20 protein-coding genes are annotated in these 21,339 nt (G+C 65.0%); 7 read left to right on the forward strand and 13 right to left on the reverse strand.

Features of this window, described 5'->3' with window-relative positions; translation table 11 throughout:
* Window positions 1–7: 7 nt before the first annotated feature.
* The 3 genes from CO675_RS09780 to CO675_RS09790 all read right to left on the reverse strand — a co-directional run bounded on the left by CO675_RS09780 (window position 8) and on the right by CO675_RS09790 (window position 2,459).
* A complete protein-coding gene (locus CO675_RS09780; RefSeq protein ID WP_097671698.1) occupies window positions 8–193 on the reverse strand; it encodes a DUF3311 domain-containing protein in 186 nt (61 codons plus the stop codon).
* A 147-nt stretch (window positions 194–340) separates the two neighbouring features.
* Window positions 341–1,312 carry a Bug family tripartite tricarboxylate transporter substrate binding protein gene (locus CO675_RS09785; protein ID WP_097671699.1) on the reverse strand — a complete coding sequence of 324 codons (972 nt, stop codon included), beginning with the start codon at window positions 1,310–1,312 and terminating at the stop codon, window positions 341–343.
* 235 nt (window positions 1,313–1,547) lie between these two features.
* Window positions 1,548–2,459, reverse strand: coding sequence for a LysR family transcriptional regulator (locus CO675_RS09790; protein WP_097671700.1), 912 nt, complete (start codon window positions 2,457–2,459; stop codon window positions 1,548–1,550).
* Between the two features lie 142 nt (window positions 2,460–2,601).
* On the opposite strand from CO675_RS09790, the gene CO675_RS09795 reads away from it, so the two are divergent.
* From CO675_RS09795 to CO675_RS09805, 3 genes are all read left to right on the forward strand, one after another.
* Window positions 2,602–3,750 (forward strand): HlyD family secretion protein, encoded by a 1,149-nt coding sequence (locus tag CO675_RS09795; RefSeq protein ID WP_097671832.1) that lies wholly within the window; start codon window positions 2,602–2,604, stop codon window positions 3,748–3,750.
* 332 nt (window positions 3,751–4,082) lie between these two features.
* Window positions 4,083–5,693: an MDR family MFS transporter gene (locus tag CO675_RS09800; protein ID WP_097671701.1), complete on the forward strand. Its 1,611-nt coding sequence runs from the start codon at window positions 4,083–4,085 to the stop codon at window positions 5,691–5,693.
* Window positions 5,694–5,729: 36 nt separating this feature from the next.
* Window positions 5,730–6,188: a carboxymuconolactone decarboxylase family protein gene (locus CO675_RS09805; protein WP_097671833.1), complete on the forward strand. Its 459-nt coding sequence runs from the start codon at window positions 5,730–5,732 to the stop codon at window positions 6,186–6,188.
* A gap of 150 nt (window positions 6,189–6,338) precedes the next feature.
* Here CO675_RS09805 and CO675_RS09810 read toward each other — a convergent pair whose 3' ends face one another.
* From CO675_RS09810 to CO675_RS09840, 7 genes are all read right to left on the reverse strand, one after another.
* A complete protein-coding gene (locus CO675_RS09810; protein ID WP_097671702.1) occupies window positions 6,339–7,199 on the reverse strand; it encodes a D-amino-acid transaminase in 861 nt (286 codons plus the stop codon).
* Window positions 7,200–7,425: 226 nt separating this feature from the next.
* Entirely contained in the window at window positions 7,426–8,157 is a 732-nt protein-coding gene (locus tag CO675_RS09815) for an amino acid ABC transporter ATP-binding protein (RefSeq protein ID WP_097671703.1), read from the reverse strand.
* An 18-nt stretch (window positions 8,158–8,175) separates the two neighbouring features.
* The gene (locus CO675_RS09820; RefSeq protein ID WP_097671834.1) at window positions 8,176–8,868 is read right to left on the reverse strand and encodes an amino acid ABC transporter permease; all 693 of its coding nucleotides are present in this window, start codon (window positions 8,866–8,868) and stop codon (window positions 8,176–8,178) included.
* 2 nt (window positions 8,869–8,870) lie between these two features.
* Window positions 8,871–9,602, reverse strand: a complete 732-nt coding sequence (locus CO675_RS09825; RefSeq protein ID WP_097671704.1) for an amino acid ABC transporter permease — start codon at window positions 9,600–9,602, stop codon at window positions 8,871–8,873.
* Between the two features lie 167 nt (window positions 9,603–9,769).
* Window positions 9,770–10,681, reverse strand: a complete 912-nt coding sequence (locus tag CO675_RS09830) for an amino acid ABC transporter substrate-binding protein (protein WP_097671705.1) — start codon at window positions 10,679–10,681, stop codon at window positions 9,770–9,772.
* A 28-nt stretch (window positions 10,682–10,709) separates the two neighbouring features.
* Window positions 10,710–11,573: an alpha/beta fold hydrolase gene (locus CO675_RS09835; protein WP_097671706.1), complete on the reverse strand. Its 864-nt coding sequence runs from the start codon at window positions 11,571–11,573 to the stop codon at window positions 10,710–10,712.
* The gene (locus CO675_RS09840; protein WP_097671707.1) at window positions 11,570–11,986 is read right to left on the reverse strand and encodes a hypothetical protein; all 417 of its coding nucleotides are present in this window, start codon (window positions 11,984–11,986) and stop codon (window positions 11,570–11,572) included. The genes CO675_RS09835 and CO675_RS09840 overlap by 4 nt, the downstream gene beginning before the upstream one ends.
* Before the next feature lie 392 nt (window positions 11,987–12,378).
* On the opposite strand from CO675_RS09840, the gene CO675_RS09845 reads away from it, so the two are divergent.
* The 3 genes from CO675_RS09845 to CO675_RS09855 all read left to right on the forward strand — a co-directional run bounded on the left by CO675_RS09845 (window position 12,379) and on the right by CO675_RS09855 (window position 15,542).
* Complete coding sequence (locus CO675_RS09845) at window positions 12,379–13,347, forward strand: tripartite tricarboxylate transporter substrate binding protein (RefSeq protein WP_097671835.1); 969 nt, start codon at window positions 12,379–12,381, stop codon at window positions 13,345–13,347.
* A gap of 194 nt (window positions 13,348–13,541) precedes the next feature.
* Window positions 13,542–14,027 carry a tripartite tricarboxylate transporter TctB family protein gene (locus CO675_RS09850; protein WP_097671708.1) on the forward strand — a complete coding sequence of 162 codons (486 nt, stop codon included), beginning with the start codon at window positions 13,542–13,544 and terminating at the stop codon, window positions 14,025–14,027.
* Between the two features lie 6 nt (window positions 14,028–14,033).
* The gene (locus CO675_RS09855) at window positions 14,034–15,542 is read left to right on the forward strand and encodes a tripartite tricarboxylate transporter permease (RefSeq protein WP_097671709.1); all 1,509 of its coding nucleotides are present in this window, start codon (window positions 14,034–14,036) and stop codon (window positions 15,540–15,542) included.
* A 191-nt stretch (window positions 15,543–15,733) separates the two neighbouring features.
* On the opposite strand, the gene CO675_RS09860 is transcribed toward CO675_RS09855, so the two are convergent.
* The 3 genes from CO675_RS09860 to CO675_RS09870 all read right to left on the reverse strand — a co-directional run bounded on the left by CO675_RS09860 (window position 15,734) and on the right by CO675_RS09870 (window position 19,702).
* Window positions 15,734–16,579: an IclR family transcriptional regulator gene (locus CO675_RS09860; protein ID WP_097671710.1), complete on the reverse strand. Its 846-nt coding sequence runs from the start codon at window positions 16,577–16,579 to the stop codon at window positions 15,734–15,736.
* A gap of 247 nt (window positions 16,580–16,826) precedes the next feature.
* Window positions 16,827–18,116, reverse strand: coding sequence for an MFS transporter (locus tag CO675_RS09865; RefSeq protein WP_097671836.1), 1,290 nt, complete (start codon window positions 18,114–18,116; stop codon window positions 16,827–16,829).
* A gap of 200 nt (window positions 18,117–18,316) precedes the next feature.
* Window positions 18,317–19,702: a M20 family metallopeptidase gene (locus CO675_RS09870; protein ID WP_097671837.1), complete on the reverse strand. Its 1,386-nt coding sequence runs from the start codon at window positions 19,700–19,702 to the stop codon at window positions 18,317–18,319.
* Window positions 19,703–19,942: 240 nt separating this feature from the next.
* Here CO675_RS09870 and CO675_RS09875 point away from each other — a divergent pair, with 240 nt between their 5' ends.
* Complete coding sequence (locus tag CO675_RS09875; RefSeq protein WP_097671711.1) at window positions 19,943–21,322, forward strand: LLM class flavin-dependent oxidoreductase; 1,380 nt, start codon at window positions 19,943–19,945, stop codon at window positions 21,320–21,322.
* Window positions 21,323–21,339 lie beyond the last annotated feature (17 nt).

The raw sequence follows: 21,339 nt of genomic DNA on the forward strand, positions 1-21,339 counted from the left end.
TGCCCCCTCACCGCTGCTCGTCGGCATCAAGCCGCCGGCTGCGATAGACCAGCCAGATCAGCAGCGAGGATATCGGCACCCAAGCGAGCTGATACCAGTAGAAGAAGGGAAAGCCGAACAGCGAGGGCTCGGCGAAATTATAGAACGGCACCCACAGCAAGCCGATGAACGGCAGCAGCAACAGAATCCACATGGCTCTCTCCCAGCCCGGGGTGTGATCCAAACCGGCGGGGTGCCGGCGTCCCGTCATCAACGACCCCAGGAACCATTCGTTGCGTCTAGAATCACGGTTGCGGCATGGCGATGCAAAAAGATGTGATCGCTGTATCGGACTGGTGGCTTATTCGGCCTTGATGCCCGCGTCTTGGATCACCTTGCGCCAGCGCGCCTCCTCAGCCGTGAAGTAGCGGTCGAGCTCGGCCGGGGGCCGTGCCACCATCACGAGACCCTCGTTGACGCTGAGCTTCCTGAAGGCCTCGGCCTGCACGGCCTTGGCCGCTGATTTGTTGAGGCGGTCGATGATGTCGGGCGGCGTGTTCGCAGGTGCGTAAAGGCCGTACCAGGATTCCGCGGCGTAGCCCGGCACGCCGGCTTCCGACACCGTCGGCAATTGCGGGAACGACGCCGAACGCTCCGCCGAGGTCACCCCGATCGCGCGCAGCTGGCCGGCCTCGACCGACGACGCACAGCTTGCCACCGTCGTGAACATCACCTGGATCTGGCCGCCCAAGAGGTCGGTGATCGCAGGCGCCGCGCCCTTGTAGGGCACGGTGGTGAGATTGACGCCCGCCATGTGCTTGAACAATTCGCCGGCCAGATGCGCCGAGGTGCCGGTGCCATAGGTCCCGTAGGACAGTTTTTCCGGATCGGCCTTCGCAGCCGCGATCAGATCGGCGATCGACTTGATCGGCGAGGAAGGATTGACCACGACGACATTGAACGAGCGCGCCACCAGCGCCACCGGCGCGAAGTCCTTGCGCGCGTCGTAGGGCAGCTTGGCGTAAAGGCTCGGATTGACCGCGTTGGCGAATGTCGCCATCAGCAGCGTGTAGCCGTCGGGTGGGCTCGCGGCGACGCTTTGCGTGCCGATGATGGTGCCCGCCCCCGGCTTGTTCTCGATGATGACGGTGACGCCGAGATCCTTCTGCATCTCCTGCGCCAGCGTGCGCGCCACGACATCGGTGCCGCCGCCCGGCGCGAACGGCACCACGATTTTGATGACATGATCGGGATAGCCGGCATGCGCCGGCGCCTGCGGCAGCATGTTTGCTGCGATCGCGAACAGGATGGCGGTCAAGACACGAAGCGGCATGGCAGGCCCCGGCGGCGAGTGAGGTGACCTTCATACACGTTGGCGCCATGCAACGGATGCCAGGCGGTCATGACGAGCCAAGCGCTGCGCTGCCAGTCCCGTCACCCTGAGGAGCGCGAAGCGCGTCTCGAAGGGTCGACGGCTACCAGCCGGGCCGTGCATCCTTCGAGACGCCGCTGCGCGGCTCCTCAGGATGATGGTGATAGATTTACGTGCGATATTATTTCCGCGCCCATCACGAATACGGATTGATCAGCTTCTGCTGCTCGGTGGCGTGGTGCACCAGGAGGTCGATGAAGACGCGCACCTTCGCCGAGAGGTGATGGCGGTGCGGGTAGATCGCGTTCATCGTGAGCTCGACCGGCCGGTATTCGGGCAGCAGCCGAACCAGCTTCCCCGATTCGAGTTCGTCACGGACCAGGAAGCCCGCCGCGAGGAACACGCCGACGCCGGCGAGCGCCGCGAGTTTCAGCGTCTCGCCGCTGTTGGAGACCAGATTGCCCGCCACCCTCACCGCTGCCGGCGCGCCTTTGCGGTCGACGAAATGCCACTCGTCACCGAACGGGTAGTTGATATGGCGAACGCAGTTGCGGGTCGTGAGATCGGCGAGCTGTTCCGGTTTGCCATGCGCCGCGACGTAGTCGTGCGAACAGCACAGCACGTGGCGCCAGGTGGCGATGCGGCGCACGATCAGCGCGGAATCGCGCGGCGGGATCATCTGCACGGCGAGATCGAAATTTTCGTCGAGCAGGTCGGCCGAGCGTTCGCCGATCATCAGGTCGACCTTGACCTCAGGATAGGTCGCCAGGAACTCGGCCACCGTCGATGACAGGAACTGGACCAGATGGGTGTTGGTGAAGATGCGCAGCGTGCCGCGCGGCACCGATTGCTGCGCGCCCGCGACCTCGTCGGCCTGCTCGATGTCGGCGAGAATCTGGATGCAGCGGTCGTAATAGGCCTGGCCGACCTCGGTGAGGCTGACCTTGCGCGTGGTGCGGTTGAGCAGCCGGGCGCCGAGCCGGTCCTCCAGCGACTGGACGTGGTTGCTCACCATGGTGGTGGACATATTGAGCTTGCGGCCGGCGGCGGAAAAGCCGCCGGAATCCACGACCCGGACGAAGGCGGTCAAACTGGTCAGGCGATCCATGTAACAAGGTCCGGATTATCAGCGCTGGCTTGATAATGCTTCCAGTTTTATCGGGATTATCACAGCGGGGAGGACATTGCATCTAAGGGCCGTATCCGGCGCCCTTTCTGGAAGGACGCGAATGTTCGGCCAGGAGACAATCATGTCGACCACAACCTATGTTCCTGAAGAATCAACCAAAATCGGCCTCCGCCTGTCGCGGCGGACGGTCAAGCGGGTGACGCTTGGGCTGGCCGCCGTGCTCGGCGTCGCCGTGGCCAGCGACTTCGGCTACGACTACCTCACCACCGGCCGCTATCTCGAATCGACCGACGACGCCTATGTGAAGGCGGACTCCACGATCATCGCCCCGAAAGTGTCGGGCTACATCGCCCGCGTGCTGGTGACCGACAACCAGCCGGTGAAGGCCGGCCAGCTGCTGGCCGAGATCGACGACCGCGACTACCGCACCGCGCTCGGTCAGGCCAAGGCCGATGTCGACGCGGCCAACGCCTCCGTGCGCAACCTCGATGCCCAACTCGAGTTGCAACAGCCGATTATCGACCAGAGCACTGCCGACGTCACCGCCGCCGAGGCCAATCTGAAATTCGCCCAGGAGGAGCAGAGCCGCTACGACGGGCTGATGAAGTCCGGCTCCGGCACCATTCAACGCGCGCAGCAGACCGATGCGGCGCTGCGCAGCAACACCGCACAGTTGCAGCACGCGAAGTCGGCACTGTCGGCGGCGCAGCGCAAGGTCGACGTGCTGATCACACAGCGCGCTCAGGCCACAGCTCAGGCTGATCGCGCGCGCGCAGTCGAACAGCAGGCCGAGCTGAACCTGTCCTACGCACGGATCACCGCGCCGGTCGACGGCACCGTCGGCGCCCGCACGCTCCGGGTCGGCCAATATGTGCAGGCCGGCACCCAGCTGATGGCGGTAGTGCCGCTCGATGCGGTCTATGTGGTCGCCAATTTCAAGGAGACGCAGCTGACCCATGTGCGCAACGGCCAGCCGGTCAAGCTCACCGTCGACAGTTTTCACGGCACCACGCTGAAGGGCCATGTCGACAGCCTGTCACCGGCCAGCGGCCTCGAATTCGCGCTGCTGCCACCCGACAACGCCACCGGCAATTTCACCAAGATCGTGCAGCGTGTGCCGGTGAAGATCGTGCTCGACGATCACAGCCTCACCGGCCTGCTGCGGCCCGGCATGTCGGCGATCCCGACCGTCAACACCAAGGCGACCGTGCTGGCCGAGCGGGAAGAGAAGCGGCAGTTGGCGTCGGCGGCGCGGCCGAGCGGCGGCTAGCGCCCAACAGCTTCGACTGGTTTGACGCGATCGATCGTGAAGATCGATCGCGTTTTGCTGTCCGGAACCCCTCTTCGCCTCTACCGCTTGCGGGGGAGGCCGGATTGCATCGCAGATGCAATCCGGGTGGGGGCTCTCTCCACGATGTGACTCGCGGAGAGAGCCCCCACCCCGCCCTCCCCCGCAAGCGGGAGAGGGAGCCTGGCAAGCATGCCCGCCTCACGAACCGACGGCGGATTATCAATTTCTGCCGGACAATCCTTCCAGTCTTTCCCAGATTATCGAAACCGGCCGCCTAATCCATGTTGTGCGGGCAAGCAAGGACGATCCCGATGACCACGCTCCAATCCATAGCCAACGCTGCCGATCTCCCCTCCCCCGCTGCGCCTGCGACACCCGCGATCCCGACCAGGACCTGGATCGCGGTGGTCGGCGCCACGCTCGGCGCCTTCATGGCGGTGCTCAACATCCAGATCGTCAACGCCTCGCTTGCCGACATCCAAGGCGGCATTGGCGCGGGCATCGATGACGGCGGCTGGATTTCGACCTCCTATCTGATCGCCGAGATCGTGGTGATCCCGCTTTCCGGCTGGCTCGCGCAGGTGTTCTCGGTGCGCATCTATCTGCTCACCAATGCGTTCCTGTTCCTGGTGTTCTCAGGCGCCTGCGCGCTGGCGCAGGACCTGCCGCAGATGATCGCGCTGCGCGCCGTGCAGGGCTTCACCGGCGGCGTGCTGATCCCGATGGCATTCACGCTGATCATCACGCTGCTGCCGAAGGCAAAGCAGCCGATCGGGCTGGCGCTGTTCGCGCTGTCGGCGACGTTCGCGCCGGCGATCGGCCCGACCATCGGCGGCTATCTCACCGAGAATTGGGGCTGGCAGTACATCTTCTATGTCAACCTGGTGCCCGGCGCCGTGATGATCGCGATGCTGTACGTCTCGCTCGATCCGAGCCCGATGAAGCTGTCGCTGATCCGCCAGGGCGACTGGCTCGGCATCATCACCATGGCGATCGGCCTCGCTGCGCTGCAGACCGTGCTGGAAGAGGGCAACAAGGACGACTGGTTCGGCTCGCCTTTCATCGTCCGCCTGTCGGTGATCGCAGCCGTGGCGCTGGTCGCCTTCCTGATCGTCGAATTCACCGTCGAGAAGCCGCTGCTCAATCTGCGCTTGCTTGCCCGCCGCAATTTCGGCTTCGGCATGCTGGCCAACTTCCTGCTCGGCATCGCGCTGTACGGCTCGGTGTTCATCCTGCCGCAATATCTGTCGCGCATCCAGGGCTACAACGCCGAGCAGATCGGCATGGTGCTGGCCTGGACCGGCCTGCCGCAGCTCGTGCTGATCCCGCTTGTGCCGCGGCTGATGCGGCGCTTCGACCCGCGTATCGTCATCGGTGTCGGATTTGCACTGTTCGCCGGCTCCAACTTCATGAACATCTACATGACCAACGACTATGCGGCCGATCAGCTGCTCTGGCCCAACGTCGTCCGCGCCGTCGGTCAGGCGCTGGCATTCGCGCCACTGTCGGCGGTTGCGACGGCTGGAATTGAGGCGGAGAATGCCGGATCGGCGTCGGCGTTGTTCAACATGATGCGCAACCTCGGCGGCGCCATCGGCATTGCCGCGCTGCAGACACTGCTGACCAAACGCGAGCAATATCACTCCAACGTGCTGATGCAGTCGGTCTCCATGCTGGAACAGGCGACCCGGACGCGGATCGAGGGATTGACCCAGTATTTCCTGAACCACGGCGTCGCCGATCCGGCCGCCGCCACCCACCGCGCGATCGCTGCGATCGGCAACGTCGTGCAGAAGCAGGCCTACATCCTCGCCTTCAGCGACACCTTCTATCTGCTCGGCGTGGCGCTGATCGTGGCACTGGTGGCGGCGCTGTTCCTGAAGAAGCCGGGCCAACTCGCTGGCGGCGGCGGTGCACACTAGCCCTTTTTACCGAACCCATAACCAAGGAGAATGACCATGAAACCCCGCATGAATTTCTACCAGGCAGCCCCCGAGACGATCAAATCGCTGGTTGCAGTCGAAGGCCAGATCACGGCGAGTGGTCTGGAGCAATCGCTGATCGAGCTGGTCAAGACCCGCGCCTCGCAGATCAACGGCTGCGCCTACTGCATCAACATGCACACCGAGGACGCCCGCAAGCACGGCGAGACCGAGCAGCGGCTCTATCTGCTCAACGCCTGGCGCGAGTCGCCGCTCTACAGCGAACGCGAGCGCGCCGCGCTGGCCTGGACCGAAGCGCTGACGCTGATTGCAGAGACGCATGCGCCCGACGCCGACTACGAGGCGGTGCGCGCGCAGTTCACGGACAGCGAGCTGGTCAACCTGACCACGCTGATCGGCGCCATCAATGCCTGGAACCGGATCGCGATCGGCTTCCGCGCAGTGCATCCGGTGAAGGTGAAGGTCGCGGCGTGAGGACGATACTGTCCGCCATATTCTCCGCTGTCATGCCCCGCTTCATGCGGGGCATCCAGTACGCCGCGGCCCTTCGGCTCAAGCACCGCGGTCTCTGGAATACTGGATCGCCCGGTCGAGCCGCGCGATGACAGCGCGGATGGGGACGGATCAAACCGCCGTCGCGCGGGCGAACTCGACATAGATCTCGCGCAGGCGGTCGGTGATCGGGCCGACCTTGCCGCTGCCGACCTTCTTGCCGTCGATCGCGACCACGCCCTGCACGAACACCGAGGCGCTGGTGATGAAGGCTTCCTTGGCGGCGAGCGCTTCCTCGACCGTGAAGGCGCGCTCCTCGATCCGAAGCTGACGCTCCTCGGCGAGCTTGACCACCGCCTTGCGGGTGCAGCCGGGCAGGATCTCGTTGCCATTCTGGCGGGTCACGATCACGTCGTCCTGGGTGACGATGAAGGACGAGGACGAGCCGCCCTCGGTGACCTTGCCGTCCTCGATCATCCAGGCTTCGCCGGCGCCGGCCGCGGCCGCCGCCTGCTTGGCCAGCACCTGCGCCAAGAGCGCCACGCTCTTGATGTCGCGCCGCTCCCAGCGGATGTCGGGCACCGTGATGACGTTGATGCCGGTCTTCGCCGACGGGGCGTTGATGATGTCCTTTTCCGAGGTGAACATCACAAGGGTCGGTTTGACGTCGGCCTTCGGGAAGGCGAAGTCGCGCCCCTTGTCGGCGCCGCGGGTGACCTCGAGATAAACCATACCGTTGACGAGGTCGTTGCGCTTGACCAGCTCCTTCTGGATCTCCTCGATCCGCTCCAGCGTCTCGGGGAGCGCGAGCTGGATCTCGCCGACCGAGCGCTTCAGCCGCGCCAGATGCGAGGCATTGTCGATCAGCTTGCCCTCGAGCACCGCCGCCACCTCGTAGATGCCGTCGGCGAACAGGAATCCGCGGTCGAACACCGAGACCTTGGCCTCCGAATGCGGCACGAACGAGCCGTTGACGTAAGCGATCTTTTCCACGCGAGTTCTCCTGCGGACGAAGGGGAGTTTCAGGCCTTCGTATACGCAAATTGTTAACGGGGGAAAACCCTCCACCGTCAGCCCCGCGTAAAGGCTTCGCCTTTGTCGCTGGAGGAGCGCGCCTTGCGCGCGTTTCGAAGGGTCGACGGCCCCGCTGGCGGCCGTGCATCCTTCGAGACGCCGCTCCGCGGCTCCTCGGGATGACGGGTCTGGCCGGTGCAGCGCCTCAGTGCTGCAAGATCTTCGACAGGAACTTCTGCGCGCGGTCGCTGCGAGGCGTGCCGAAGAAGTCAGCCTTCTTGGCGTCCTCGACGATCTCGCCGCGGTCCATGAAGATGACGCGGTCGGCGACCTTGTTGGCAAAGCCCATTTCGTGGGTCACCACCATCATGGTCATGCCCTCGCGGGCGAGGTCGACCATGACGTCGAGCACCTCGCTGATCATTTCCGGATCGAGCGCCGAGGTCGGCTCGTCGAACAGCATCGCGATCGGGTCCATCGCCAGCGCGCGGGCGATCGCGACGCGTTGCTGCTGACCGCCGGACAATTCGGCGGGAAACTTCTTGGCGTGGTCCTTCAGCCCGACGCGCTCCAGGAGCTTCATGCCCTTGGCGGTGGCATCGTCATGCTTTCGGCCCAGTACCTTCTCCTGCGCGAGGCGGAGATTGTCGATGATGCGTAGATGCGGGAACAGCTCGAAGTGCTGGAACACCATGCCGACGCGCGAGCGCAGCTTCGGCAGGTCGGTCTTGGGATCATTGACCTTGATGCCGTCGAGCGTGATGTCACCGTCCTGGATCGGCTCCAGCGCGTTGACGCATTTGATCAGCGTCGACTTTCCCGAGCCGGACGGGCCGCAGACCACGACCACCTCGCCCTTGGCGACGCTGGTGGTGCAGTCCTTCAGCACCTGGAAGGTCGGCCCGTACCATTTATTGACGTGATTGATCTCGATCATGATGGCTCAGCTTGTTGTTCAGCGAACAATGGCGATCCGCGACTGCAGGCGGCGGACGCCGAAAGACGCGACACAGGAAATGACGAAGTAGACCAGCGCGGCGAACAGGTACATTTCAACCAGACGGCCGTCGCGCTGCGCGACCTTGCTGGCGGCGCCGAGGAAATCCGGGATCGACAGCACGTACACCAGCGAGGTGTCCTGGAACAGCACGATGGTCTGCGTCAGCAGCACCGGCAGCATGTTGCGGAACGCCTGCGGCAGCACGACGTAGCGCATCGACTGCGCGTAGGTCAGGCCGAGCGCACTGGCCGCGGCCGGCTGGCCGCGCGAGATCGACTGGATGCCGGCGCGCATGATCTCGGAGAAATAGGCCGCCTCGAACGCGATGAAGGTGATCAGCGAGGAAGCGAAGGCACCGACCGAGATCGGCCGCGATGCGCCGGTCAGCCACTGCCCGATGTAGGGCACCAGGAAGTAGAACCAGAAGATCACCAGCACCAGCGGCAGCGAGCGGATGAAGTCGACGTAGAAGCCCGCGATGCGCCCGAGCACCTTGTAGCTCGACAGCCGCATCAGGGCGATCAGGGTGCCGAACACGAGGCCGCCGAATGCCGCGAGCGCCGTCAAGGTCAGCGTGAAGCGCATACCCTCCAGGAACAGATAGGGCAGCGAGCGGCGGATGACGTCGAAATCGAGATTGCCGAGCATCGTCATTTGCCCGTGATGTAGCCGGGGATCGCGACATAGCGCTCGAGGAAGCGCATCGCGGTGACCACGACGAAATTGAGAAGAAGGTAGAGCACGGTTGCCGCGGTGAACGCCTCGAACACCTGGAACGAGAACTCCTGCATCGAGCGCGCCTCGCCGGTCAATTCGATCAGACCGATGGTGATGGCGACCGCGCTGTTCTTGATGGTGTTGAGGAACTCGGAGGTCAGCGGCGGCAGGATGATGCGGAACGCCATCGGCAGCAGCACGTAGCGATAGGTCTGCACCGTGGTGAGGCCGAGCGCGGTCGAGGCCTGCTTCTGGCCGCGTGGCAGCGAGCCGATGCCGGCCTGCAACTGCACGGCGACACGCGCCGACATGAAGAGGCCGACGCCGACCGCGGCAGTCCAGAACGGCGCGTTCGGCAACTGCTTCAGCCACAGCCCGGCGGATTTCGGCAGCAGCTCGGGCAGCACGAAGAACCACAGGAACAGCTGCACCAGGAGCGGCATGTTGCGGAAGAACTCGACCCAGCAGAAGCCGATCCACGACGCCATCCGCGACGGCAGCGTGCGCAGCACGCCGATCACCGTGCCGGTGACCAGCGCGATGATCCAGGCGAGCACCGACACCTTGATGGTGACCACCAGTCCCGCCAGCAACAGGTCGAGATAGGTGCCGGTCCCCATCGGGTTCGGCTCAAGAAAGATGTGCCAGTTCCAATTGTAGTTCACGGGTCCCCCGCGCTCTCGCGCCGATCACGCATTACGCCGACATCACGCGCGGCGTCTATGCAAATGTCCGGCCATTTTCCTCCAAAAATGGCCGGACATTCCTAGTCCTCTGGTCCCTCACGGTGAGGAGGCGCATTGCGCCGCCCGAACCATGAGGGCTCAGCAGCTTACTTGTATGAATCTGGATCCGGCGAGTCCGAGGGCTTGGCGAACTCGTGCTTCAGCTCCGGCCCGAGCTCGACATTGAGGGTCAGGCCCTTCGGCGGAATCTTCTGCATGAACCACTTGTCGTAGATCTTCTCGCCTTCGCCGCTGGTGTAGAGCGCGGCGGTGGCGGCGTCGACGACCTTCTTGAACGGCGCGTCATCCTTGCGCAGCATGATGCCGTAGGGCTCCGGCTTGGAGAACGCATCCTTCGAGATCACATAGTCGCCCGGCGACTTCGAGCCGGCGACGAGGCTCGCGAGCAGGATGTCGTCCATCACGAAGGCGACCGCGCGGTCGGTCTCGACCATCAGGAAGGCTTCGGCATGGTCCTTGGCCGGGATGATGTTGGCGCCGAGGCCGCGCGCGACATTGGCCTCGGTGAGCTGCTTGATGTTGGTGGTGCCGGCGGTCGAAACCACGGTCTTGCCCTTGAGGTCGTCGATCGACTTCAACCCGCTCGACTTCTTGAAGACGTAGCGGCTGGCGGTCAGAAAATGGGTGTTGGTGAACCAGACCTGCTTCTGGCGCTCGGCATTGTTGGTGGTCGAGCCGCATTCGAGGTCGACAGTGCCGTTGGCCATCAGCGGGATGCGCGTCGCCGAGGTCACCGGGTTGAGCTTGACCTCGAGCTTGTCGAGCTTCAGCTCCTTCTTGATGGCATCGACGATCTTGTAGCAGATGTCCATCGCATAACCGACGGGCTTCTGGTTGTCGTCGAGATAGGAGAACGGGATCGAGGAATCGCGGAAGCCGAGCGTGATCGCGCCGGTTTCCTTGATGTTCTTCAGCGTCCCGGTCAGCTCCTCGGCCTGCGCCTGGCTCACGCCGAGGGCGGCGGCGAGCGCGAAGCCGATGAGATATTTGGATGTCATACGTCTACTCCTTCGTGGAAACGTCGATTTACTGCGTGAGAATGTCGGCGAGGACGGGTGCGATATAGCGGCGAAACTGCTCCGGATTCTCGCTCATCGGAAAATGACCGAGCCTTTCCATGATCGTGACGCTGGCGCCCCCTATTGCCGCTGCCGTCCGCCTCGTGTCCTCAGGCGTGCAGGAGAAATCATACTCGCCCGTGAGGAGATAGAGCCTGCATACTTTAGTATCGATTGACGCGACCCGGCCGCGCAGGTCGCCGTCGACACGGTAGAAATACAGGTCGCCCTTGAACACGCCGGGGCCGCCCTGCTTGTAGGCCCACAGCGTTTCCATCCGCGCAGGCGCCGGGCTCTGCGGCGCAATCAGCCCCGACACCAGCGCGGCGCAAACCTCGCCACCGTGAACGTCGGGGCGGTTCAGCCAGTCGGTGTCATACCACGGCGCCTGGAAATCGGCCGCCTCCAGCCCGATCAGCGCGCGGAACTCGGCGGCATGTTCGATCGCAAGGTTGAGCACGATGCGGCCGCCGATCGAGCAGCCCATCACGACAGGCTTCTCCAGCCGCAATGCGCGGCAGAAGGCGCGGATGGTCTCGGTGTAGCGCGCGGTGGTGAGTTGGTATTCATCGCCGGCCCAGCTTTTCGGCGGATTCGACTTGCCATGCCAGGGCATATCGAAGGCAATGACGCGGAAATTTTCGGCAAATTGCGCGTCTGCGAGCAGATGCCGCCACTGCCGCGCATCTGATCCCGCGGTGTGCAGGCAGACCAGCGGAATGCCCTTGCCGTTCTCCTCGAAGTAGATGCGGTGCAGCTCGCCGCCGATCTCGACGTGAACGTAGCGGCCGACCATCGGCTCGATATGGCCGTTCGTGAGCGTGCCGCTCATGCTACGGCCGCCGCAAAATGCTGTCGCGGCAGCGCCAGCAGGTCCTTGAAGTATTGCAGGTGCGCCATGAAGGGATGCAGATCGCCTTCCAGCACCGCCTCGCCGCGCTTGGTCAGCGCCAGGAGATCGTGCCAGCCGGGTTTCGGCTCTGCCTGCCAATAGGCCGCCCAGGCCTGCGGCGTCGCGCGATAGGCAAAGCGCCACGAGCGCATCAGGACCGGCGAAGGCACGAACTCGACGATGCGCCCGGCGCGGATCGCGGCATGAAACGGCCGCGCCATCGGGCCGAGCAGGCAGTCGCAATCGAGCAGCCGCCCGCGCGAGACCAAGAAAGGCGCCTGGTCGAGCAATGCGGGAATGCCGGCAAACGCCGTCGTCACAGCGTCGTCGGTGGCGTCGGGCGATAGCATCATCTGGCGGGGAGGTTTTCCTGCGGCGGACGCCCCATGATGACCGGAAGGGCGCCATCCCGCAAGGCGCCGATGCCCTTGGGTTCCCCGGATTATACGCTTGACCAAACGCGGCTTGCCGGTCAGGGCGCGGGGCGGCGCCCCCCTCCTCGCACGCTGCCGGGAGCTGCCAATAGCTGCCAATCCGTCAGACCAAAGGCCGATTGAATTCCGCGGCTCGGCAGGTTGCGCCAGACCGCGACAGGCCAATTGTCGCAGCCGGCGCCTTCGCTCTTCCGTTGCCCGCCGCGTTCTGTCCAATGCGCTCTTACGTCCCTGCGACGACAGGGACGATCATTGCCAACACCGAACAAGACTTGGCCGCGATCGAACGCGGCCGCACGGGAGAAATCGAGATGTCGCACCGCAATTCCTGGATGGTCCTGCTCGCCGCCGCCGGCATGCTGCTGTCAACGGCGGCGCAGGCGCAGGAGTATCCGACCAAGCCGATCACGCTGATCGTGCCATGGCCGGCGGGCGGCTCGACCGATATCTCGATGCGCGCGATCGCCGAGAGCGCCTCGAAGGTGCTGGGCCAGCCGATCGCGGTCGACAACAAGGCGGGCGGCGGCGGCACCGTGGGCCCCGCGACCATGGCGGCCGGCGCCAAGCCCGACGGCTACACCATCGCGCAGATTCCGATCACCGTGTTCCGCCTGCCGTTGATGCAGGAGGTGTCGTGGGATCCGGCGAAGGATTTCTCCTACATCGTCCACCTCACCGGCTACACCTTCGGCGTCACCACCAATGCAGAGTCGCAGTTCAAGACCTGGCAGGACGTGGTCGATTTCGCCAAGAAGAATCCCGGTAAGGTGACCTACGCGACGCCGGGCACCGGCACCTCGCTGCATATCGGCATGGAGCAGATCGCCTTGATGGCCGGCGGGATCAAGCTGACGCAGGTGCCGTTCAAGGGCGGCGCCGAGACCAACGCCGCGGTGCTCGGCCAGCACACCATGCTGCAGGCCGATTCCACCGGCTGGCGGCCGCTGGTCGACGCCGGCAAGCTCCGCCTGTTGATGGTGTGGACCGGCACGCGCTCGCCGAACTATCCCGACGTGCCGACGCTCAAGGAGCTCGGCTATCCCATGATCTATGACTCGCCGTTCGGCATCGCCGGCCCCAAGGGCATGGATCCCAAGATCGTCGCCAAGCTGCACGACGCCTTCAAGAAGGCGATCGAGGATCCGGCCGTGATCGCAACACTGGCCAAATACGACATGGTGCCGAACTACAAGAACACCGAGGACTACAGGAAGTTCGTGGTCGAGGTCACCGAGTCCGAACGCAAGGTGATCGACACGCTCGGGCTGACGAAGAAGTAAGAGACAATGACACAGAACTGAGCTCACCACGAGCGAGAGCGTCATCCCGAGGTGCGAGCCGCCCTTGCGGCTCGCCTCGAAGGATGGACACGGGCACCGTCGCCCTTCGAGGGCGTCGCTGCGCGTCGCCACCTCCAGCGACAACGGCAAAGCCGTTGCGCGGGGGTGACGGTGAACTAAGAGCGAGGCTTGCCATGAACAACAACACCAACGTCAAACTCCGCCTCAACAACTCCGAGCTCTGGGGCGGCCTGATCGGGCTTTCGCTCGGCGGCTTCGTGATCTGGTCGGGGCTCAAGCTCAAGCTCGGCACCATCAACGATCCCGGCTCCGGCTACGTGCTGTTCTACACCGGCATCCTGATGTGCGTGTTCGCGATCTCGATCATCCTCGCCGCGATCACCGAGGGCGGCCCGACCTTCGCCTCGCGCTGGGAGAATGCGCGCTGGGGCAAGCCGGTCCTCGTCATCGTCTGCCTCGCCGCGTTCGCCTTTGCGCTGGAGCCGCTGGGCTTCCTGCTGTCGGCGATCCCGCTGATGCTGTTGCTATTGCGCGTGATCGATCCGGTGCGCTGGTCGCTGGCGATCCCGCTGTCCATCCTAGCCCCGCTCGGGATGTGGTGGGTGCTGAAGCACCTGCTCGCGATCCAGCTGCCGAGCGGCATGTTCGAGATCGGTTGAGCGCTCATGGATACTCTCGTCAATGTCGCCCACGGCCTCGGCGTCGCGTTGCTGCCGGTCAATCTGCTTTATTGCTTCATCGGCGTCTTCATCGGCACGCTGGTCGGCGTGCTGCCCGGCATCGGCCCGATCTCGGCGATGTCGCTGCTGCTGCCCGTCACGCTGTCAGGCACGCCGGAGTCCGGCATCATCATGATGGCCGGCATCTACTACGGCTCGATGTATGGCGGCTCGACCACGTCGATCCTGGTCAACATTCCCGGCGAAGCCGCCTCCGTCGTCACCTGCATCGACGGCCACCAGATGGCCAAGCAGGGCCGCGCCGGCCCCGCGCTCGGCATCTCCGCATTCGGCTCGTTCATCGCCGGCACCTTCTCGCTGGTCGCCCTGATGCTGGTCGCGCCCTCGCTCGCCAGCGTCGCGATCGCGTTCGGCCCCGCCGAATATTTCAGCCTGATGGTGCTCGGCCTCGTCGTGCTGACCTTCCTGACGCAAGGCTCGATGGCCAAGGCGCTGCTGATGGCCTGCATCGGCGTCGTGCTCGGCCTGGTCGGGCTCGACAGCATCACCGCGCAGCCGCGACTGACCTTCGGCCGCATCGAGCTGATCGACGGCATCGGCCTCGTGCCTGTCGTGATGGGCCTGTTCGGCGTCGCCGAGGTGCTGCTCAACACCGAGCAGGCGATCAAGCGCGACATCATCAAGACGAAGATCACCCAGCTGCTGCCGAGCAGGGAGGACTGGAAGGCCAGCAGCGGACCGGTGGCACGCGGCACCGTGCTCGGCTTCTTCCTCGGCATCCTGCCCGGCGGCGGCGCCGTGGTGGCGTCGTTCGCGTCCTATGCGCTGGAGAAGCGGCTCTCGAAGCATCCGGAGCGCTTCGGCCATGGCGCGATCGAGGGAGTCGCGGGGCCGGAATCGGCCAACAATTCCGCCGCCGGCGGCGCCTTCATTCCGCTGATGACGCTCGGCATCCCGCCGAACGTGGTGATGGCGCTCTTGCTCGGCGCCTTCGTGATCCACGGCCTGCAGCCGGGACCATTGATGATCTCGCAGAACCCGACGCTGTTCTGGGGCATCGTCGCCAGCATGTATATCGGCAACCTGATGCTGCTGGTGCTCAACCTGCCGATGATCGGCATGTGGGTGCAGCTGCTGCGGCTGCCCTACAACGTGCTGTTCCCGCTGATCATCCTGTTCACGATCATCGGCGTCTACTGCTCCAGCAACAACGTGTTCGACGTCCACGTCATGATCGCGTTCGGCGTGATCGGCTATTTCATGCGCAAGCTCGGCTACGAGCCGGCGCCGCTGGTGCTGGCCTTCGTGCTCGGGCCGATGCTGGAGAACAATCTGCGCAAGTCGCTGATCCTGTCGCAGGGCGACCTCATGACCTTTGTGGAGCGGCCGATCTCGGCGATCTGCCTCGCCTTCGCGCTGGTGCTGCTGGTCGGCCCGCTGCTGCCGTCGCTGCGCAGGAAGCGCGAGCTGGTGGCGCTGGATGAGGGGGCGTAGGAAGCTGTCGATCTGCTGCCGCGCGAGCAGCTAGCCCCCTCGCCCCGTTCTTACGGGGAGAGGGTTGGGGTGAGGGGCTGCCTCCGCGGAAACGGTGATAGCTGAGTTCGCGGAGGCTCCCCCTCACCCGCAACGCATCTGACGATGCGTTGCGGCCTCTCCCCGCGCGCGGGGAGAGGCGAAGTGGCGGCTTAGCCCACCTTCGTCGGACGCCCGTTCTTCGGCGCCTGGGCCATCGCGCGGGCCAGCACCTGGGCTTCTTTCTTCAGCATGTCGGCGAGTTCGCTTTCGCGGCGGCGGATGCGATCGGTGGCGGCGCCGATCGAGAGCGCGGCGACCACCTCGCCGGCATCGTCGCGGACGGGAACGCCGACGCCGCCCATGCCGGGGAATGCGGCGTCGAGCAGCACGGTGTGGCCGGCCTTGCGCGCCACCGCGATCCGCTCACGCAGGAATTTCGGCGTGATGCGCGGCGATTTCGCCAGCCGCGGCACGATCACCTCGATCACGGCCTCGATCTCGGCATCCGGCAGCCAGACCAGGAGCGCCAGCGCGCCGGCGCCGACCCCGAGCGGTCGGCGGCTGCCGATCTGCAGATAGTTCGGCTGCAGCGGATGGCTGCCGACCGAGCGCGCCAGATAGAGCGCCTCGACGCCGGAGCGCACCGACAGCAGCGCCGTGTCCGCTGAGCGCTCCGACAGCCGCAGCAGGCTCGGCTGCGCCAGTTCGGCGATGTCGACCGAACGGCGCGCGCCGACCGCCATCACCCGCGCCTCCTGGCCGAGCTCATAGGTCTTGGCGCCGGTGACGCGGCTGACGAAACCTTCCTCGATCAGCGAGTTGAGGATGCGCAGCGCGGTCGCCTTGTTCAGCGAGGTGGTGTCGGCGATGTCGGTCAGCCGCAGCGGCGAGCGCTGCGCCAGCACGCGCAGGATCGCGCAGACCTTCTGGATCGCGTTGAACTTGTCGGGTTGGCCCGGCTCCGGCGGCGGCCTCTTGCGGCTGGTCCGTGCGGTCGCAGTCGTGGAGGCGTTCATGCCTTGGTCTTCCTTGCCTCAATTCCAAATCCTGAACCGGGCACGACGAGAGACGCGCCCGGCGGACATCATCCTAAGACGGATGACGCGCGCCGGACATCGTATACTTTCGTCAGATGAAACTTTGATTGCGACTATCTACGCTGCTCTGCAGCAACAAGGATATTTGAATTTCGCTTTACGAAATCAATTACTCTTTGAGCGTGATCTTTTCGAAAAACCGCTTCGCAGTTTTTCGGATCCTGCTCTATGCGAGCCGCAGCCGGCGGATGGTGAACAGCGACCACAGGCTGAGCAGGCAGACACCGGTGAGGTAATAACCCGGTGCGAGCTCGCCGATCGGCGCGAAGCCGCCCATCCAGGTCATGATCGCCGGGCCCATGCCGCCGAACAATGTGACGCCGATATTGTAGCTGAGGCCGAGCCCGGTGGCACGCGTCGCCGCCGGAAACAGCTCCGACATCAGCGCGGCCAGCGGTCCATAATACAGCGACTTGAGCACGCCGAGCCACAGCACGCCGATCAGGATGATGGTCGGCGTCGGCCTGCCCGTGAGCAGCAGGAAGGCCGGGAAGATCGAGACCAGCAGCAGCGACGCAAACAGGATCATGTGGGTGGTGCGCCCGATCTTGTCGGAGACGAGGCCTGCGATCGGCGCCAGCAGCGCGACCGCCGTCTGCGCGGCGAATGCCGCGATGAAGCCGACCGAGGGCGCGAGGTTGAGCGTCTTCACCACATAGGTCGGCATATAGACGATCAGATAATTGACCGCGGTCGACACCGCGAGCGCGCCGATCGCAAGGATCGTCGCGAGCTTCTGCCGCGCGAACACTTCCCTCACCGGCGAGTCCTGCGTTCCGGCTGCCGGCGGCGGCGTCGCATCGTCGACATGGTTGCGGATGTAGATGCCGACCGGGCCGATCAGCACACCGAACAGGAACGGCAGCCGCCAGCCCCAGGATTGCAGATCCTCGGGGCTCATCAGCGAGGTCAGCAGCGCGCCGAAGCCCGCGCCGAGCAGGCCGCTGACGCCCTGGCTCGCGAACTGCCAGCTCGCCACGAAACCGCGTCGCTCCGGCATGTGCTCGACCAGGAACGCGGTCGAGGAGCCGAACTCGCCGCCCGCGGAAAAGCCCTGCACCAACCGCGCCAGCATCACCGCAACAGGCGCCAGGATGCCGATGGTCTGGTAGGTCGGCATCAAGGCCAGCACCAGCGTGCCGAACGTCATCAGCACGATCGAGAGCATCAACGAGGCCTTGCGGCCGTGACGGTCGGCATAAGCGCCGAGCACGATGCCGCCGATCGGGCGGATCAGGAACGACAGGCCGAAGCTGCCGAAGGTCAGCAGCAGCGAGGTGGTCGGATCATTGGCCGGGAAGAACGCCTTGGAGAGGTAGACCGCGAAATAGGCGTAGACCGAGATGTCGTACCATTCGAGCGCATTGCCGACCGAGGTCGCGACGATCAGGCGGGTGATGTTTTTCTTGTCGACCGCAGTTGCATGTTGAGAGTCGGCCGAAGTTGATAAAGTCATTCCGTTTTCCTTGCCGGCGTCGGACGCCAGTTGTCCGCTCGTCATGCCCGGCCTTGCCGGACATCCATGTATCGCCCGTCATCCTGAGGTGCGAACGGAGCGAGCCTCGAAGGATGCACGGCCCCGCTGGTGGCCGTCGATCCTTCGAGACGCGGCTGACGCCGCTCCTCAGGATGACGGGTAAACAGCGGGCCCGTCCTTCACCCCTTGCGCTTTGCCTCGCCGAGATCCCAGAACAGGCCGGCCATGATGGTCAGCGCCTCCTCGGTCACCGGCAGCAGGATGTGCTCGTCGGGCGCGTGCTGCGAGCAGCCCGGGTAGGAATGCGGCACCCAGATCGTCGGCAGGCCCAGCCCTTCCGAGAACACGTCGTTCGGCAGCGAGCCGCCGAAGTTCGGCAGCACCGCCGGCGCCTTGCCAGTGGTGGTGCGGATCGAGTTCGCCGCCCAGTCGATCCACGGGCTGTCCATGTCGGTGCGCGAGGCGCCAAAGCGCTGCGCGCCCGAGACCTCGACCATCGGGAAGCCGTTCTTGTGCAGATAGTCGCGCACCCCATCGATCACTTCGAGATACCTGGTGCCGACGACGAAGCGGAGCTGCAGCACCGCGTTCGCCTTGCCCGGAATGGCGTTGGCAGGCTTGTCGATATTGCCTGACGACATCGCCAGCACTTCCAGCGTGTTCCAGGCGTAGAGCCGTTCGGCCGCGGTCAGGCCCTCCTCGCCCCAATCCTCCGCCAGCGCCGGTTCATCCGCCGTCGGCTTGATTTCGACGTCGGCGAGCGCGGCGCGGACGCGGTTCGAGATCGGCGGCGGTTTCAGGATCTCGAGCTTCATGCGCCCCTTGCCGTCGACCAGGCTCGCGATCGCGTTCACCAGAATCGTCGCCGGATTGGCCAGCACGCCGCCCCAATTGCCGGAATGGTTGCCACCCTCGCGCAGATTGACGTCGAGATGGATGCGGTTGCCGCCGCGGCAGCCGAGGAAGATGGTCGGCCGGTCCGCCGACAGCCGCGGCCCGTCCGAGGCAATGAACAGATCGGCCTTCAGCTCGTCGCGATGCGCCCCGCAAACCTCGCGCAGATCGGGCGAGCCGATCTCCTCGCCGGTCTCGATGATGAACTTGGCGTTGAAGCCGAGCTTGCCGCCGCGCGCCTGCTTCACCGCGCGCAGTGCGGCCATGTTGATCGAATGCTGGCCCTTGTTGTCGGCGGTGCCCCGGCCATAGACCCGGTCGCCCTTGACCGTGGTCTGCCAGGGATTGAGCCCGTCGCGCCATTCGCCGACCATGCCGTCGACGACGTCGCCATGGCCGTAGGTCAGCACGGTCGGCCGCGCGGCATCCTCCTGGTAGTCGGCGATCAGATAGGGCCCGCGGCCGGTCGGCGACTCGATCAGCCGGGTCTTGAAATCGAGCTCGGCGAAGGCCGGCTGCAGATTCTCGACCAGATAGGCGCGCAGCGCATCGGCCTTGTCGGCATTCAGGCTCTCGGTCTGGTAGCCGACCCTGCGGTCCAGCTCCTGCAAGAACTGTCCCGATTGAAAATGCTCTCGCACCTTTGCGATTGCGTCGGCCCGTGTCGCCATGATTGTTCCTTCGTCAGGTCGCGTCTTGGCATGAACCCGCCGGATCGCTGCGTTGCACAGCCGGGTCATGCTCTGATGGCCGGCAACCTATCGGGATCGGCGCGCCACCGGAAGGGTGTGAATCGCGAAGGGGCCTTGCCAAAACGAGGGAAGTCGCAACAAGTTGCTGCGGGACGCCCGGCATCCGACCGGGCAGCAGCATTCGAAGCAGCGCTCAAGGTTTCGACCAGGGTTTCGACAATGACAAAACAAATCCGGCTCAACGCCTTTGCCATGAACTGCGTGGCGCATCAGTCGCCGGGGCTGTGGACCCATCCGCGCGACCGCACCAAGGACTACAACAAGCTGTCCTACTGGACCGATCTGGCGAAGACACTGGAGCGCGGCCGGTTCGACGGGCTGTTCCTCGCCGACGTGCTCGGCGTCTACGACGTCTACGCGGGCAATCCGGATGCGGCGCTGCGCAACGCGGCGCAGACCCCGGCCAACGAGCCGCTAATGCTGATCCCGGCGATGGCCGCGGTAACCGAAAATCTCGGCTTCGGCGTCACCAGCAACCTCTCCTTCGAGCCGCCCTACCCGTTCGCGCGGCGGATGTCGACGCTCGATCACCTCACCGGCGGCCGGGTCGGCTGGAACGTGGTGACGGGCTATCTCGACAGTGCCGCGCGCGGTGCCGGCAAGGACAAGCAGACCGCGCATGACGACCGCTACGAGCTCGCCGACGAATATATGGAGCTGGTCTACAAGCTCTGGGAAGGCAGCTGGGAGGACGACGCCGCGATCCGCGACGTCGCGCGCGGCATCTTCACCGACCCTGCGAAGGTCCATCGGGTGCAGCACGAGGGCAGCAGCTACCGCCTCAACGCGATCCATCTGTCCGAACCGTCGCCGCAGCGCACGCCGGTGCTCTACCAGGCCGGCACCTCGCCGCGCGGCCGGCAGTTCGCCGCCGAGCACGCCGAATGCGTCTTCATGTCGGGCCCGTCGGCGAAGGTGATCGGCCCGCGGGTGTCGGCGATCCGCGAGCTCGCCGCCGAGAAAGGCCGCAACGCGGCCGAGATCCTGATGTTCTCGATGATGTGCGTCGTGGTGGCGCCGACCGAAGCCGAGGCCAAGGCGAAATACGCCGAGTATCGCAGCCATATCAGCCACGAGGGCGCGCTGGCGCTGATGTCGGGCTGGACGGGTGTGGACTTCTCGACCTATTCGCTCGATCAGGAAGTCCGCCACGTGCAGAACGATGCCGGCCGCTCCGCGATGGACAACGTCACCCGCGCCGATCCCGATCGGGTCTGGACCGTGCGCGAGGTCGCCGAGCATGTCGGCATCGGCGGCGCCGGCCCCGTGGTGGTCGGTTCGCCCGAGCAGGTCGCCGACAAGATCGAGCAATGGTTCGAGGACACCGACGTCGACGGCCTCAACGTCGCGTTTGCGATTTCGCCCGGCGATTTCGAGGATATCGCCGACATGCTGGTGCCGGAGCTCGTCAAGCGCGGCCGCTACAAACGGGAGTACGCCAAGGGCACGCTGCGCGAGAAGTTGTTCGGCGCCGGCCGCGCCAGACTCGACGACACGCACCCGGCGGGGCGATATCGGGTGAAGAGTGCGGCGGAGTAGGTGCGTAGGGTGGGTTA

The organism is Bradyrhizobium sp. C9 (assembly GCF_002532045.1).
In the GTDB taxonomy this organism is placed as follows: Bacteria; Pseudomonadota; Alphaproteobacteria; order Rhizobiales; family Xanthobacteraceae; genus Bradyrhizobium.

What these genes read in the sequence shown, in the direction of transcription:
- CO675_RS09875 (WP_097671711.1), top strand. Translation starts at nt 19,943, where the DNA reads ATGACAAAACAAATCCGGCTCAACGCCTTTGCCATGAACTGCGTGGCG.
- CO675_RS09865 (WP_097671836.1), bottom strand. Translation starts at nt 18,116, where the DNA reads ATGACTTTATCAACTTCGGCCGACTCTCAACATGCAACTGCGGTCGAC.
- CO675_RS09800 (WP_097671701.1), top strand. Translation starts at nt 4,083, where the DNA reads ATGACCACGCTCCAATCCATAGCCAACGCTGCCGATCTCCCCTCCCCC.
- CO675_RS09860 (WP_097671710.1), bottom strand. Translation starts at nt 16,579, where the DNA reads ATGAACGCCTCCACGACTGCGACCGCACGGACCAGCCGCAAGAGGCCG.
- CO675_RS09785 (WP_097671699.1), bottom strand. Translation starts at nt 1,312, where the DNA reads ATGCCGCTTCGTGTCTTGACCGCCATCCTGTTCGCGATCGCAGCAAAC.
- CO675_RS09815 (WP_097671703.1), bottom strand. Translation starts at nt 8,157, where the DNA reads ATGATCGAGATCAATCACGTCAATAAATGGTACGGGCCGACCTTCCAG.
- CO675_RS09795 (WP_097671832.1), top strand. Translation starts at nt 2,602, where the DNA reads ATGTCGACCACAACCTATGTTCCTGAAGAATCAACCAAAATCGGCCTC.
- CO675_RS09855 (WP_097671709.1), top strand. Translation starts at nt 14,034, where the DNA reads ATGGATACTCTCGTCAATGTCGCCCACGGCCTCGGCGTCGCGTTGCTG.
- CO675_RS09790 (WP_097671700.1), bottom strand. Translation starts at nt 2,459, where the DNA reads ATGGATCGCCTGACCAGTTTGACCGCCTTCGTCCGGGTCGTGGATTCC.
- CO675_RS09830 (WP_097671705.1), bottom strand. Translation starts at nt 10,681, where the DNA reads ATGACATCCAAATATCTCATCGGCTTCGCGCTCGCCGCCGCCCTCGGC.
- CO675_RS09845 (WP_097671835.1), top strand. Translation starts at nt 12,379, where the DNA reads ATGTCGCACCGCAATTCCTGGATGGTCCTGCTCGCCGCCGCCGGCATG.
- CO675_RS09835 (WP_097671706.1), bottom strand. Translation starts at nt 11,573, where the DNA reads ATGAGCGGCACGCTCACGAACGGCCATATCGAGCCGATGGTCGGCCGC.
- CO675_RS09870 (WP_097671837.1), bottom strand. Translation starts at nt 19,702, where the DNA reads ATGGCGACACGGGCCGACGCAATCGCAAAGGTGCGAGAGCATTTTCAA.
- CO675_RS09850 (WP_097671708.1), top strand. Translation starts at nt 13,542, where the DNA reads ATGAACAACAACACCAACGTCAAACTCCGCCTCAACAACTCCGAGCTC.
- CO675_RS09805 (WP_097671833.1), top strand. Translation starts at nt 5,730, where the DNA reads ATGAAACCCCGCATGAATTTCTACCAGGCAGCCCCCGAGACGATCAAA.
- CO675_RS09840 (WP_097671707.1), bottom strand. Translation starts at nt 11,986, where the DNA reads ATGATGCTATCGCCCGACGCCACCGACGACGCTGTGACGACGGCGTTT.
- CO675_RS09780 (WP_097671698.1), bottom strand. Translation starts at nt 193, where the DNA reads ATGTGGATTCTGTTGCTGCTGCCGTTCATCGGCTTGCTGTGGGTGCCG.
- CO675_RS09820 (WP_097671834.1), bottom strand. Translation starts at nt 8,868, where the DNA reads ATGCTCGGCAATCTCGATTTCGACGTCATCCGCCGCTCGCTGCCCTAT.